The organism is Ruegeria sp. F5, from assembly GCF_056533845.1.
On sequence record NZ_JBQFOU010000022.1, the window covers coordinates 48,687 to 63,940 of the forward strand.

The following is a 15,254-nucleotide window of genomic DNA, read 5'->3' on the forward strand; positions in this document are numbered from 1 at the left end:
CGCCCTGACGTTGGAACACACATTGTAAACGGAAAGAGCTGATAAAATGGCTGATCTGAAAGCACTCGCAGAAAGCATCGTGGGTCTGACCCTGCTGGAAGCACAAGAACTGAAAACCATCCTCAAAGACGAATACGGCATCGAGCCCGCAGCTGGCGGCGCCGTAATGGTTGCCGCAGCTGGCGATGCCGGCGGTGCAGCCGAGGAAGAGAAAACCGAATTCGACGTCGTTCTGAAGAACGCCGGCGCTTCGAAAATCAACGTGATCAAAGAAGTTCGCGGCATCACCGGTCTGGGCCTGAAAGAAGCCAAGGAACTGGTCGAAGCCGGCGGCAAGATCAAAGAAGGCGTGTCGAAAGACGAAGCCGAAGAAGTCAAAGGCAAGCTGGAAGCAGCTGGCGCCGAGGTCGAACTGGCCTAAGCGTTTTTGCTCAGGGACCCGCTTTCTTGAAAAGAAAGCGGTCCGGAGTTCTTCAGGAACTCCGGTCTGTGCCCGAAAGTTCAGGCTGGGTCCGGAGAAATCCGGGTCCAGCCGAACCTGTCTTAGAAAGGGCCTCATTGACGGGGGCGTTTTCTAAGACACGGTTTTCGGATCGGGAGGCTGCCTTCGGGACGGTGGCCATGAATTGATCCGGACGTGTTGTCTCGATTGTGCAAGATGCCGGGGCCCGACGGTGTCTTTGCCCGCTGAGAACATCGAAAGGTGACATCTGACATGGCTCAAACGTTCCTTGGCCAGAAACGTCTTCGTAAATACTACGGCAAAATCCGCGAAGTTTTGGAAATGCCGAACCTCATTGAGGTGCAGAAATCTTCCTATGACCTTTTCCTGCGCTCCGGCGATGCAGAGCAGCCCACAGACGGCGAAGGCATCAAAGGCGTGTTCCAGTCGGTTTTCCCGATCAAGGATTTCAACGAAACCTCCGTTCTGGAGTTCGTGAAATACGATCTGGAAAAGCCGAAATATGATGTCGAAGAGTGCATGCAGCGCGACATGACCTACAGCGCGCCGCTGAAGGTCACTCTGCGTCTGATCGTGTTTGATGTCGATGAGGACACCGGTGCGAAATCGGTCAAGGATATCAAGGAACAGGACGTGTTCATGGGCGACATGCCCCTGATGACACCGAACGGCACGTTCATCGTGAACGGCACTGAGCGTGTGATCGTCAGCCAGATGCACCGCTCGCCCGGTGTGTTCTTTGACCATGACAAGGGCAAGACCCATTCCTCGGGCAAGCTGCTGTTTGCCTGCCGCATCATCCCGTATCGCGGCAGCTGGCTGGACTTTGAGTTCGACGCCAAGGACATCGTGTTCGCCCGTATCGACCGTCGCCGCAAACTGCCTGTGACAACCCTGCTTTATGCGCTGGGTCTGGATCAGGAAGCGATCATGGACGCCTATTACAACACCGTGTCCTACAAGCTGGACAAGAAGAAAGGCTGGGTCACGCCGTTCTTCCCCGAGCGCGTGCGCGGCACCCGTCCGACCTATGATCTGGTCGACGCGAAATCCGGTGAAGTGATTGCCGAGGCGGGTAAGAAAGTCACCCCGCGCGCGGTCAAGAAGCTGATCGACGAAGGCAGCGTTACCAACCTGCTGGTGCCCTTCGACAACATCGTCGGCAAGTTTGTCGCCAAGGACATCATCAACGAAGAAACCGGCGCGATCTATGTCGAAGCCGGGGATGAGCTGACCCTGGAATACGACAAGGACGGCGACCTGATCGGCGGCACCGTCAAGGACCTGATGGATGCGGGCATCACCGACATCCCGGTTCTGGACATCGACAACGTCAATGTCGGCCCATACATGCGCAACACGATGGCTCAGGACAAGAACCTGAACCGTGAAAGCGCGCTGATGGACATCTACCGCGTCATGCGCCCGGGCGAGCCGCCCACCGTCGAGGCTGCGTCGGCCCTGTTCGACACCCTGTTCTTCGACAGCGAGCGTTATGACCTGTCCGCGGTTGGCCGTGTGAAGATGAACATGCGTCTGGCATTGGACGCGCCGGACACCCTGCGCACCCTGCGCCGCGAAGATATCGTGGCCTGCATCAAGGCGCTGGTGGAACTGCGTGACGGCAAAGGCGACGTGGACGATATCGACCACCTCGGCAACCGTCGTGTGCGTTCGGTCGGCGAACTGATGGAAAACCAGTACCGCGTCGGTCTGCTGCGCATGGAGCGCGCGATCAAAGAGCGTATGTCGTCGGTCGAGATCGACACCGTCATGCCGCAGGACCTGATCAACGCGAAACCGGCTGCAGCTGCTGTCCGTGAATTCTTCGGCTCGTCGCAGCTGTCGCAGTTCATGGACCAGACCAACCCGCTGTCGGAAGTGACCCACAAACGCCGCCTCTCGGCGCTTGGCCCCGGTGGTCTGACACGGGAACGTGCGGGCTTTGAGGTGCGCGACGTGCACCCGACCCACTATGGCCGGATGTGCCCGATTGAAACGCCCGAAGGCCCGAACATCGGTCTGATCAACTCGCTGGCCACCTTTGCCCGCGTGAACAAGTATGGCTTCATCGAAACACCGTACCGCGTCGTGAAAGACGCTGAGGTGACCGATGAGGTTCACTACATGTCCGCGACTGAAGAAATGCGTCACACCGTGGCGCAGGCGAACGCGACCTTGGATGCGGATGGCAAGTTCATCAACGATCTGGTGTCGACCCGTCAGGCCGGTGACTACACCCTTGCCCCGCGCGAGAATGTGGACCTGATCGACGTAAGCCCGAAACAGCTGGTCTCGGTCGCTGCATCGCTGATCCCGTTCCTTGAAAATGACGACGCCAACCGCGCTCTGATGGGCTCGAACATGCAACGTCAGGCGGTTCCGCTGCTGCGGGCCGAGGCACCGCTGGTCGGCACCGGGATCGAGGAAAAGGTTGCGATCGACTCGGGCGCTGCGATTCAGGCGAAACGCGCCGGTATCATCGACCAGGTCGATGCCCAGCGTATCGTTATCCGCGCCACCGAGGATCTGGAGCTGGGCGACGCTGGCGTTGACATCTATCGTCTGCGCAAGTTCCAGCGCTCGAACCAGAACACCTGCATCAACCAGCGTCCGCTGATCAAGGTGGGTGACACCGTCCAGAAGGGCGAGGTCATTGCCGATGGTCCGTCGACCGATATGGGTGAACTGGCCCTTGGTAAGAACGTGGTCGTCGCGTTCATGCCGTGGAACGGTTACAACTACGAAGACTCGATCCTGATCTCGGAACGTATTGCGCGTGACGACGTCTTTACCTCGGTCCATATCGAGGAGTTTGAAGTCGCCGCCCGTGACACCAAGCTGGGCCCGGAAGAGATCACCCGCGACATCCCGAATGTCGGTGAAGAAGCGCTGCGCAACCTCGACGAGGCGGGCATCGTTTACATCGGTGCGGATGTTGAGCCGGGCGATATTCTGGTCGGCAAGATCACTCCGAAGGGCGAAAGCCCGATGACCCCGGAAGAAAAGCTGCTGCGCGCCATCTTTGGTGAAAAAGCATCTGACGTGCGCGACACCTCGCTGCGCGTGAAGCCGGGCGATTACGGTACGGTCGTGGAAGTCCGCGTCTTCAACCGTCACGGCGTCGAGAAAGACGAGCGTGCGCTGCAGATCGAGCGTGAGGAAGTCGAACGTCTGGCCCGTGACCGGGATGACGAGCTGGCGATCCTTGACCGCAACATCTATGCGCGTTTGCAGGGCCTGATCCTGGGTAAAACCGCTGTCAAAGGCCCGAAAGGCGTCAAGGCGGGGTCGGTGATCACCGAGGATCTGCTGGAAACCCTGACCCGTGGTCAGTGGTGGCAGCTGGCGCTGGAAGGCGAGCAGGACGCACAGATCGTTGAGGCTCTGAACGAGCAGTACGAAGTGCAGAAACGCGCTCTGGACGCCCGTTTCGAGGACAAGGTCGAAAAAGTCCGTCGTGGCGACGACCTGCCGCCGGGTGTGATGAAGATGGTCAAAGTCTTCATCGCCGTGAAGCGTAAGCTGCAGCCGGGCGACAAGATGGCCGGTCGTCACGGGAACAAAGGTGTGATCTCCAAGGTTGTTCCGATGGAAGACATGCCGTTCTTGGCCGATGGTACCCCGGTAGACTTCTGTCTGAACCCGCTGGGCGTGCCTTCGCGTATGAACGTTGGTCAGATCCTTGAAACCCACATGGGTTGGGCCGCGCGCGGTCTGGGTCTGAACATCGACGACGCTCTGGGTGAATACCGCCGTTCCGGCGATCTGACACCGGTGCGCGAAGCGATGAAGCTGGCCTATGGCGAGAATGTCTATGAAGAAGGCATCACCGGTCTGGACGAGGATGGCCTGATTGAGGCTGCGGGCAACGTGACCCGCGGTGTTCCGATCGCAACCCCGGTCTTTGACGGTGCCAAAGAGGCTGACGTCAACGACGCGCTGGTGCGTGCGGGCTTCTCGGAAAGTGGTCAGTCGGTTCTGTTCGACGGTCGCACTGGCGAGCAGTTTGCGCGTCCGGTGACCGTGGGCATCAAGTACCTGCTGAAACTGCACCACCTGGTGGACGACAAAATCCACGCGCGTTCGACCGGGCCGTACAGCCTGGTGACCCAGCAGCCGCTGGGTGGTAAGGCGCAGTTCGGTGGTCAGCGCTTTGGTGAGATGGAAGTCTGGGCTCTGGAAGCTTACGGCGCTGCCTACACCCTGCAGGAGATGCTCACCGTGAAATCGGATGATGTCGCTGGCCGGACCAAGGTCTATGAGTCGATCGTCAAAGGCGAGGATAACTTTGAAGCGGGCGTACCGGAATCGTTCAACGTTCTGGTGAAAGAAGTCCGTGGCCTCGGCCTGAATATGGAACTCCTGGATGCGGAGGTTGAGGAATAAGAATTTTGAAAAAATTCTTGGGCGGAAACTTTTGAAGTTTCCGCTCCCCTCTCCCCCCTTCCGCAAGATTTGAGGTAACAAATGAACCAGGAAATCACCAACAACCCGTTCAACCCGCTGACGCCCCCGAAGGTTTTCGACGAGATCAAGGTCTCGTTGGCGTCGCCCGAGCGGATCCTGTCTTGGTCCTATGGCGAGATCAAGAAACCCGAAACCATCAACTACCGGACGTTCAAGCCCGAGCGTGACGGTTTGTTCTGTGCGCGTATCTTTGGCCCGATCAAAGATTACGAATGTCTGTGCGGCAAATATAAGCGGATGAAGTATCGCGGCGTTGTCTGCGAGAAATGCGGTGTGGAAGTCACCCTGCAAAAAGTCCGCCGCGAGCGTATGGGCCACATCGAACTGGCCGCGCCCGTCGCACATATCTGGTTCCTGAAATCGCTGCCGTCCCGCATCGGTCTGATGCTGGACATGACGCTGCGCGATCTGGAACGCGTTCTGTACTTTGAAAACTATGTCGTCATCGAGCCCGGTCTGACCGACCTGACCTACGGCCAGATGCTGACCGAAGAAGAGTACATGGATGCGCAGGATGCCTATGGCATGGACGCGTTCACCGCGAACATCGGTGCCGAAGCCATCCGTGAGATGCTGGCCCAGATCGATCTGGAAGCCGAAGCCGAGCAGCTGCGCGCTGATCTGGCCGAAGCGACCGGCGAGTTGAAGCCCAAGAAGATCATCAAGCGCCTGAAGGTTGTTGAATCCTTCCTCGAGTCGGGCAACCGCCCCGAGTGGATGGTGATGACCGTGATCCCGGTCATTCCGCCGGAACTGCGTCCGCTGGTCCCGCTGGATGGTGGCCGTTTTGCGACTTCGGATCTGAACGATCTGTATCGCCGCGTCATCAACCGGAACAACCGTCTGAAGCGTCTGATCGAACTGCGCGCGCCGGATATCATCGTCCGCAACGAAAAGCGGATGCTGCAGGAATCCGTGGATGCTCTGTTCGACAACGGCCGTCGTGGCCGCGTGATCACCGGCGCCAACAAGCGTCCGCTGAAATCGCTGTCGGACATGCTGAAAGGGAAACAGGGCCGCTTCCGTCAGAACCTTCTGGGGAAACGCGTCGACTTCTCGGGCCGTTCGGTCATTGTGACCGGTCCGGAACTCAAGCTGCACCAGTGTGGTCTGCCCAAGAAGATGGCGCTGGAGTTGTTCAAGCCGTTCATCTACTCGCGCCTTGAAGCCAAGGGTCTGTCTTCGACCGTGAAACAGGCGAAGAAACTGGTCGAGAAAGAGCGCCCCGAAGTGTGGGATATCCTCGACGAGGTGATCCGCGAACACCCTGTCATGCTGAACCGTGCGCCGACGCTGCACCGTCTTGGCATTCAGGCGTTCGAACCGGTTCTGATCGAAGGCAAAGCCATCCAGCTGCACCCGCTGGTCTGCTCGGCCTTCAATGCCGACTTCGACGGGGACCAGATGGCCGTTCACGTCCCGCTGAGCCTTGAGGCGCAGCTGGAAGCCCGCGTTCTGATGATGTCGACGAACAACGTTCTGTCGCCTGCAAACGGCGCGCCTATTATTGTCCCGTCGCAGGACATGATCCTGGGTCTCTACTATGTGACCCTGGAACGCGAAGGCATGCCGGGCGAAGGCAAGGTCTTTGGCTCGATCGACGAAGTTCAGCACGCGCTGGATTCGGGTGAAGTGCACTTGCACACCAAGATCACCGCGCGGATCACGCAGATCGACGACGAAGGCAACGAAGTTCAGAAGCGCTATGAAACCACTCCGGGCCGTCTGCGTCTGGGTGCATTGCTGCCGATGAACAACAAGGCGCCGTTCGATCTGGTCAACCGCCTGCTGCGGAAGAAAGAAGTGCAGCAGGTGATCGACACCGTCTACCGCTACTGCGGTCAGAAAGAGTCGGTTATCTTCTGTGACCAGATCATGTCGATGGGCTTCAAGGAAGCGTTCAAGGCGGGCATCTCGTTCGGTAAGGACGACATGGTCATTCCGGACGACAAGTGGGGCATCGTTGATGACACCCGCGGTCAGGTGAAGGACTTTGAACAGCAGTACATGGACGGCCTGATCACCCAGGGCGAAAAGTACAACAAGGTTGTCGATGCCTGGTCGAAGTGTAACGACCGCGTCACCGAAGCGATGATGAGCACGATTTCGTCGTCGGATCGGGCACAGGACGGGTCCGAGCAGGAACCGAACTCGGTCTACATGATGGCCCACTCGGGTGCGCGTGGCTCGGTCACTCAGATGAAACAGCTGGGCGGCATGCGCGGCCTGATGGCCAAGCCGAACGGTGACATCATCGAGACGCCGATCATCTCGAACTTCAAGGAAGGTCTGACCGTTCTCGAGTACTTCAACTCGACCCACGGTGCCCGTAAGGGTCTGTCGGATACCGCCCTGAAAACGGCGAACTCGGGGTATCTGACCCGCCGTCTGGTGGACGTGGCACAGGACTGCATCGTGCGCGAGATCGATTGTGGCACCGAGCGTGCGATCACGGCCGAAGCTGCCGTGAACGACGGTGAGGTTGTTGCTTCGCTGGCCGAACGTGTGCTGGGCCGTGTGGCCGCAGACGATGTTCTGCGTCCGGGCACGGATGAGGTGATCGTGGCCGCTGGTCAACTGATCGACGAACGTATGGCCGACACGATTGACGAAGCTGGCATCGCGTCTATGCGCATCCGCTCGCCGCTGACCTGTGAGTCCGAGGAAGGCGTCTGCGCCACCTGCTACGGTCGTGACCTGGCCCGCGGGACCATGGTGAACACGGGTGAAGCTGTCGGCATCATCGCCGCCCAGTCCATCGGTGAACCCGGTACGCAGCTGACGATGCGGACCTTCCACATCGGTGGTGTTGCGCAAGGTGGTCAGCAGTCGTTCCAGGAAGCCAACCAGGACGGCGTTGTTGCGTTCGAGAACCCGCAGATTCTGGTCAATGCCGCCGGCGAAAGCCTGGTCATGGGCCGGAACATGAAGCTGGTGATCAACGACGAACACGGTGAGGAGCGTGCCAGCTTCAAGCTGGGCTATGGCTCGAAGCTGTTCGTCAAGGACGGCACAAAGGTAGCCCGTGGCGACAAGCTGTTCGAGTGGGATCCCTACACCCTGCCGATCATCGCCGAGAAAGCCGGTACCGCGAAATATGTCGATCTGGTTTCGGGCCTTGCCGTCCGCGACGAGACCGACGAAGCAACCGGCATGACCCAGAAGATCGTGATCGACTGGCGCGCCGCCCCCAAAGGCAGCGACCTGAAGCCCGAGATCATTCTGGTCGGTGAAGATGGCGAGCCGGTCCGCAACGATGCGGGCAACCCGGTTCACTATCCGATGTCGGTGGATGCGATCCTGTCGGTCGAAGATGGCCAGACCATCGAAGCCGGTGACGTTGTCGCGCGTATCCCGCGTGAAGGTGCCAAGACCAAGGACATCACCGGTGGTCTGCCGCGTGTGGCCGAACTGTTCGAAGCGCGCCGTCCGAAAGATCACGCGATCATCGCAGAAGCCGATGGTTACGTGCGCTTTGGCCGCGACTACAAGAACAAGCGCCGCATCAGCATCGAACCGGCTGACGAGTCGATGGAAACGATCGAGTACATGGTGCCCAAGGGCAAGCACATCCCGGTGCAGGAAGGCGACTTCGTGCAGAAGGGTGACTATATCATGGACGGTAACCCGGCCCCGCATGACATCCTGTCCATCATGGGTGTCGAAGCGCTGGCGGATTACATGATCGACGAGGTGCAGGATGTTTATCGTCTGCAGGGCGTGAAGATCAACGACAAGCATATCGAGGTCATCGTGCGCCAGATGCTGCAGAAGTGGGAGATCCTGGATTCAGGTGACAGCACCCTGCTGAAAGGCGAGCATGTCGACAAGCAGGAGTTCGATGCAGCCAACGAGAAGACCATCTCGCGCGGCGGTCGTCCGGCTCAGGGCGAACCGATCCTGCTGGGGATCACCAAAGCCTCGCTGCAGACGCGTTCGTTCATCTCGGCGGCGTCGTTCCAGGAAACCACCCGCGTTCTGACCGAGGCTTCGGTTCAGGGCAAGAAGGACAAGCTGGTTGGCCTGAAAGAGAACGTCATCGTCGGTCGCCTGATCCCCGCCGGGACAGGTGGTGCCACGCAGGCCGTCCGCCACATCGCGCAGTCGCGTGACAACGTGGTGATCGAAGCCCGCCGGGAAGAGGCCGAAGCCGCCGCTGCCCTGGCTGCGCCGGTCATGGACGACGATCTGGTCGGCGATGAGCTGGACGTTCTGGTGGAAACACCGGAAAGCCGCGAGTAAGCGGACCCTCAGAAACACCGAAGAAGCCCTGCGATTTCGCGGGGCTTTTTCTGTTTTGGGGTGTTATGAACGTAACGCTTGCGCATTAGAATATTGTTCTTCGCATTGGGGTATTTGAAGCGCGGATACCATGAAGAAAATGACCTCGGATATTGCGACCCGCTACGAGAGCGCCGCCCCAAAATGGGGCGATAAGATGCGTATGCTGGGCTATTATGATGCCTATCTGGGGTTCCTTACCGCTGGGCCAAAGAAGAGGGTACAACCGGCGCATGTCCTGGACATAGGTGCGGGAACGGCGTCGTTCTCCGAGGCTTGGACAGCAGCCAATGGGCCACCGGAAAAACTGACACTGCTCGAACCCAGCCGCGCGATGCTGATCCAGGGTCAGGCTGCTTTGCGCGCCCGGGGTGTCGAGCCGCACCTTGTTCAGGGCTTGTTGGGTGAAGTCGATCTGGAGCCTGCCGACGTCGTTCTCGTAGCGCATGTGATCGAGCATTGTCCCGATCCGATGCGCGCATTGACACAGATTTATGGCCTGTTGCGTCCCGGTGGACGGCTGTACCTTGTGGTGTCCAAACCGCACTGGTGCAACGTGATCATCTGGTTTCAATGGCGTCACCGCACGTTTCAGCGGGATGAAATTCTGTCTCTGCTACGCGAGGCAGGTTTCGATGTTGAAACTGTCTATTCTTTTCCTTCCGGGCCCCCTTCACGCACGAGCCGAGGAATAGTGGCCATCCGAAAATGACACGTCAGGCCTTGAACAACAAAAATGCGCATTGGTCCATACTTAAACTACAGGGGTTTGCAAACTCTTGACATCCATTCCCCGCGTACTGCCAATGCTTCGATATTCTTGACTTGGAGCAGAGCGCAATGACCCCCAACGTCAAAGGCGCCCTGCTGATGATGGGCAGCATGGCCGCGATTACGGTGAACGATACCTTTGTGAAGGTGGCCCTGCAGGAGCTGCCGCTGTTTCAGGTGGTTGCGATGCGGGGGGCGCTGGCCACCGGTTTGATCTTTGTCCTTGCCCGGTATCTCGGCGCTCTGCATCTGAATTTTCCGTTTCATGACAAATGGTTGATCGCCTTCCGATGCGTTGCGGAACTGTCGGCCACCTTCTTTTTCCTGACCGCACTGAAGAACATGCCGCTTGCGAATGTGTCGGCGGTTCTGCAGGCGCTGCCGCTGACGGTGACGCTGGGGGCGGCGCTGTTTTTCTCGGAACGGATCGGCTGGCGGCGGATTTTGGCCATTGGCATCGGTTTTGCCGGGATGCTGCTGATCGTGCGGCCGGGGCCTGATGGGTTCAGCCTCTATGCCGGTTACGCTCTGGCAGCGATGGTCTCGGTGGCTGTGCGCGATCTGATCACGCGGCGGATGTCGGCGCAGGTGCCATCCATGGTCGTTACCCTTGCCACAGCGCTGTCGGTCACGTTGATTGCTGGTGTTTTCTCGGTCTTCGAGGGCTGGGCGGCCGTATCACCCGGCAGCGGTGCGATGGTGGCCGCGGCGGGGGTGTTTATCCTGGTGGCCTATTTGTTCAGCGTCATGGTCATGCGCGAAGGCGAGGTCGGATTTATCGCGCCTTTCAGATATACCAGCCTGCTCTGGGCCCTTGGGCTGGGCTGGGCCGTTTTTGGCGAATGGCCGGACATGATCACCTTGTTCGGGGCCGGGTTGGTCGTGGCCGCTGGGGTGTTCACCCTGTTCCGCGAACGCTCACATCAGGCGGCAGAGTGAACCTGCCGGACCACGGTCTGATCGATGGCGAAGCGGGCGATGAATTCGCCCTCTTGCTCGGGGGTCAGGGGGAGCAGTTCCTTGGTGTTGTTCCTGGCCCTTTTGGAATCGTTGAAACCGTTCAGGGACCGCACCCACATCGGTGCATCCGGGTAGCTTACGACCGGCATGAAGCGACCAACCCTGTGGTGGGTGAAGCTCATGATCGTCTGTTTGCATCCACCGCGAATGTGCATGCCAAGCCCGACGCCCAGTAGCGACTTGTACGTCTTTTTCGCCACAATACCTTGCGCATTGAGACGGGCAAAAAACCCTTGGGTGAAATCGATCCCGACATGACGGTTCCGCGCCATCAGCGCCTTGCTGTCCCGCGCCGCTTCGCGCAGCCGTTCCACGAAATCGACGGACACGGCATCGTCGTCATCATGGCGGAATTGCAGGCAGGGCTGATCGGGATCTGTGCGGGCCTCGTTCAGGATATCCTTCATCACATGCCGGTGGCGTTTGTCGGTATCCGACGATCTTTGCACGATCCGCACCTGTTTCACGTCTGCCGTCAGGTCATTCAGCCGGTCAAAGGCAGGTTTGGGCAGGCAATGGCCCACGACGACCAGCAGTTCAAAATCCTCGTCCGTATGTTCGCGAAAGCAGGGCAGAGTCGAGGATTCAAACAGGCGGAACCGCTCTTCCAGCCGCTCGGGGCTGTAGAGAAACCGCCGCCGCTCCTCCAGCGTTTCATGTTCGGTCTGAAAGCTCCCAAGGGCGGGAAAGGAAAACCGGCAGAGCCCTATCACTTGCATTCGTCATCCGATATTCGAAGTCTCAGCGCACTATGCCGGGGGCATCCGGAACCCGCAACGGTGGAAGGGGCCTGCGGCCTTTGATAAATCAGCGCTATCCGGCCTGACGGGCCTCGGGGCCTGCGCGCTGTTGACACCGGGGCCGACTCCCCTTAATACGCGCGCATCTCGGTACCGGGGGCCGCCCCAAAACCGATCTCAGTAATGAACTGGTCAAGGCCCGGACAATTTTGCCGTTCGCGCCCTCTGATAACCAACCGCGACGTTCACCTCGGAATGGGAACGCTCGCGGGTTTTGCGCTTGTGGACGCATGAGTGCAGTAAAGTTTAACCGCACGCAACCGCGTGCATGTCATGTGTGTTGCAAAACGGGGAAGAAACCGGAATGCCAACTATTCAACAGCTGATCCGCAAACCGCGGCAGCCCAAAGTAAAACGCTCGAAGTCCATGCACCTGGAGCAGTGCCCGCAGAAACGCGGCGTCTGCACACGTGTATATACCACCACACCGAAGAAACCGAACTCGGCTATGCGTAAGGTTGCCAAGGTGCGCCTGACCAACGGGTTCGAGGTGATCTCGTACATCCCCGGTGAAAGCCACAACCTGCAGGAACACTCGGTTGTTCTGATCCGTGGCGGCCGTGTAAAAGACCTTCCTGGTGTGCGTTACCACATCCTGCGCGGTGTTCTGGATACTCAGGGCGTCAAAGACCGTAAGCAGCGTCGTTCGAAATACGGCGCGAAGCGTCCCAAGTAAGAAGGAGAGGCTGATATGTCACGTCGTCACGCCGCCGAAAAACGCGAAGTCCTGCCTGACGCCAAATTTGGCGACAAGGTTCTGACCAAATTCATGAACAACCTGATGATCGACGGCAAGAAGTCGGTCGCCGAGCGCATCGTCTACAACGCCTTTGACCGCGTTGAGACCAAGATCAAGCGCGCACCTGTCGAAGTGTTCCACGAAGCGCTCGACAACATCAAACCGTCGGTCGAGGTTCGCTCGCGCCGGGTTGGTGGTGCAACCTATCAGGTTCCGGTCGAAGTCCGCCCCGAGCGCCGCGAAGCCCTGGCCATCCGCTGGCTGATCACCGCTGCGCGCGGCCGCAACGAAAACACCATGGAAGAGCGCCTTGCCGGTGAGCTGCTGGACGCTGTACAGTCCCGCGGTACTGCCGTGAAAAAGCGCGAAGACACCCACAAGATGGCCGAGGCGAACAAAGCCTTCAGCCACTACCGCTGGTAATTCAGAGGCTTATCAAAAATGGCACGCGAATATCCGCTCGAACTATACCGTAACTTCGGTATCATGGCGCACATCGACGCAGGTAAGACCACCTGCTCGGAGCGTATCCTGTATTACACTGGCAAATCCCACAACATCGGTGAGGTGCACGATGGTGCAGCCACCATGGACTGGATGGAGCAGGAGCAGGAACGCGGCATCACCATCACCTCGGCTGCGACCACCACTTTCTGGGAACGCACCGAAGATGGTCAGCATGCTGACACGCCCAAGCACCGCCTAAACATCATCGACACCCCCGGCCACGTTGACTTCACCATCGAAGTCGAACGCTCGCTGGCGGTTCTCGACGGTGCCGTCTGCGTTCTGGACGCAAACGCCGGTGTTGAACCCCAGACCGAAACCGTGTGGCGTCAGGCTGACCGCTACAAGGTTCCGCGTATGGTTTTCGTCAACAAGATGGACAAGATCGGCGCTGACTTCTTCAACTGCGTCAACATGATCGAAGACCGCACCGGCGCACGCGCTGTTCCGGTTGGTATTCCGATCGGTGCCGAGTCCGAGCTGGAAGGTCTGATCGACCTGGTCACCATGGAAGAATGGCTGTGGCAGGGCGAAGATCTGGGCGCAAGCTGGATCAAAGCACCGATTCGCGACAGCCTGAAGGACATGGCTGAAGAATGGCGCGGCAAGATGATCGAAGCGGCCGTCGAAATGGACGACGACGCGATGATGGAATACCTGGAAGGCAATGAGCCCGACGTTCCGACCCTGCGCGCCCTGCTGCGCAAAGGCACCCTGGAAATCGCGTTCGTTCCGGTTCTGGGTGGGTCTGCGTTCAAGAACAAAGGCGTTCAGCCGCTGCTCAACGCTGTGATCGACTATCTGCCCAGCCCGCTGGACGTTGTCGATTACATGGGCTTCAAACCCGGCGACGAGGAAGAAGTTCGTGACATCGCCCGTCGTGCAGACGACGACATGGCCTTCTCGGGTCTGGCGTTCAAAATCATGAACGACCCCTTCGTTGGTTCGCTGACCTTCACCCGGATCTACTCGGGCACCATGAACAAGGGTGACTCGATCCTGAACTCGACCAAAGGTAAGAAAGAGCGCATCGGTCGTATGATGATGATGCACTCGAACAACCGGGAAGAGATCGAAGAAGCGTTTGCAGGCGACATCATCGCGCTGGCGGGTCTGAAAGACACCACCACCGGTGACACCCTGTGCGACGCGAAGGATCCGGTGGTTCTGGAAACCATGACCTTCCCCGATCCGGTGATCGAGATCGCGGTCGAGCCCAAAACCAAGGGCGACCAGGAGAAAATGTCCCAGGGTCTGGCCCGTCTGGCCGCCGAAGACCCGTCCTTCCGTGTGGAAACTGACCTGGAATCGGGCCAGACCATCATGAAGGGCATGGGCGAACTTCACCTGGACATCCTGGTGGACCGTCTGAAGCGCGAGTTCAAGGTCGAGGCGAACATCGGTGCACCGCAGGTGGCCTATCGCGAAACCATCTCGATGCCGGTCGAGCATACCTACACCCACAAGAAACAGTCTGGTGGTTCGGGTCAGTTCGCGGAAGTCAAGCTGGAAATCCAGCCGACCGAGCCGGGCGAGGGTTACTCGTTCGAAAGCCGCATCGTTGGTGGTGCCGTTCCGAAGGAATACATCCCCGGTGTTGAAAAAGGCATCAACTCGGTCATGGACAGCGGCCCGCTGGCCGGCTTCCCCGTGATCGACTTCAAGGTTGCCCTGCTGGACGGTAAGTTCCACGACGTCGACTCGAGCGTTCTGGCGTTCGAAATCGCATCGCGGATGTGTATGCGTGAAGGCATGCGCAAAGCTGGCGCGAAGCTGCTGGAACCGATCATGAAGGTCGAAGTGATCACCCCGGAAGAATACACCGGCGGTATCATCGGCGACCTGACCTCGCGTCGTGGCCAGGTCTCTGGTCAGGAACCGCGCGGCAACGCCATCGCGATTGACGCGTTTGTTCCGCTGGCCAACATGTTCGGCTACATCAACACCCTGCGTTCGATGTCGTCGGGCCGTGCCCAGTTCACCATGCAGTTCGACCACTACGATCCGGTTCCGCAGAACATCTCGGACGAGATCCAGGCGAAATACGCATAAGCGAAGATTTGAGGGAGCCCGGTTAGCGGGCTCCTGTCATTACCGACAAAGGAGGCCATCATGGCAAAGGAAAAGTTTGAGCGTACAAAACCGCACGTCAACATCGGCACGATTGGCCACGTTGACCACGGCAAGACCACGCTGACCGCAG

Annotated in this window: 10 protein-coding genes; 9 read left to right on the plus strand and 1 reads right to left on the minus strand. The window is 58.9% G+C overall.

All coding sequences use genetic code 11. The features are described 5' to 3' along the window. Positions 1-46 precede the first annotated feature (46 nt). From rplL to ACR0K1_RS22370, 5 genes are all read left to right on the plus strand, one after another. Positions 47-421 (plus strand): 50S ribosomal protein L7/L12, encoded by a 375-nt coding sequence (gene rplL, locus ACR0K1_RS22350; protein WP_480616740.1) that lies wholly within the window; start codon positions 47-49, stop codon positions 419-421. Positions 422-715: 294 nt separating this feature from the next. Next, positions 716-4,852, plus strand: a complete 4,137-nt coding sequence (rpoB, locus tag ACR0K1_RS22355) for a DNA-directed RNA polymerase subunit beta (protein ID WP_480616741.1) — start codon at positions 716-718, stop codon at positions 4,850-4,852. An 81-nt stretch (positions 4,853-4,933) separates the two neighbouring features. Continuing rightward, positions 4,934-9,175, plus strand: coding sequence for a DNA-directed RNA polymerase subunit beta' (gene rpoC, locus ACR0K1_RS22360; protein ID WP_480616743.1), 4,242 nt, complete (start codon positions 4,934-4,936; stop codon positions 9,173-9,175). A 130-nt stretch (positions 9,176-9,305) separates the two neighbouring features. Further along, on the plus strand, positions 9,306-9,926 hold the full coding sequence (locus ACR0K1_RS22365) for a class I SAM-dependent methyltransferase (RefSeq protein WP_480616745.1): 621 nt from the start codon (positions 9,306-9,308) through the stop codon (positions 9,924-9,926). Between the two features lie 128 nt (positions 9,927-10,054). After that, positions 10,055-10,924 carry a DMT family transporter gene (locus tag ACR0K1_RS22370; protein WP_480851923.1) on the plus strand — a complete coding sequence of 290 codons (870 nt, stop codon included), beginning with the start codon at positions 10,055-10,057 and terminating at the stop codon, positions 10,922-10,924. On the opposite strand, the gene ACR0K1_RS22375 is transcribed toward ACR0K1_RS22370, so the two are convergent. After that, on the minus strand, positions 10,909-11,724 hold the full coding sequence (locus ACR0K1_RS22375) for a putative rhamnosyl transferase (protein WP_480616748.1): 816 nt from the start codon (positions 11,722-11,724) through the stop codon (positions 10,909-10,911). The two genes, ACR0K1_RS22370 and ACR0K1_RS22375, sit on opposite strands and share 16 nt — an antisense overlap. 385 nt (positions 11,725-12,109) lie before the next feature. Here ACR0K1_RS22375 and rpsL point away from each other — a divergent pair, with 385 nt between their 5' ends. The 4 genes from rpsL to ACR0K1_RS22395 all read left to right on the plus strand — a co-directional run. Beyond that, the gene (gene rpsL / locus ACR0K1_RS22380; protein ID WP_005621086.1) at positions 12,110-12,481 is read left to right on the plus strand and encodes a 30S ribosomal protein S12; all 372 of its coding nucleotides are present in this window, start codon (positions 12,110-12,112) and stop codon (positions 12,479-12,481) included. A 15-nt stretch (positions 12,482-12,496) separates the two neighbouring features. Then, positions 12,497-12,967, plus strand: coding sequence for a 30S ribosomal protein S7 (gene rpsG / locus ACR0K1_RS22385; protein ID WP_170446863.1), 471 nt, complete (start codon positions 12,497-12,499; stop codon positions 12,965-12,967). A gap of 18 nt (positions 12,968-12,985) precedes the next feature. Further along, on the plus strand, positions 12,986-15,103 hold the full coding sequence (fusA, locus tag ACR0K1_RS22390; protein WP_480616750.1) for an elongation factor G: 2,118 nt from the start codon (positions 12,986-12,988) through the stop codon (positions 15,101-15,103). A 60-nt stretch (positions 15,104-15,163) separates the two neighbouring features. Beyond that, positions 15,164-15,254: GTP-binding protein (locus ACR0K1_RS22395; protein WP_215675807.1), on the plus strand; the 91-nt coding region annotated here is incomplete at its 3' end.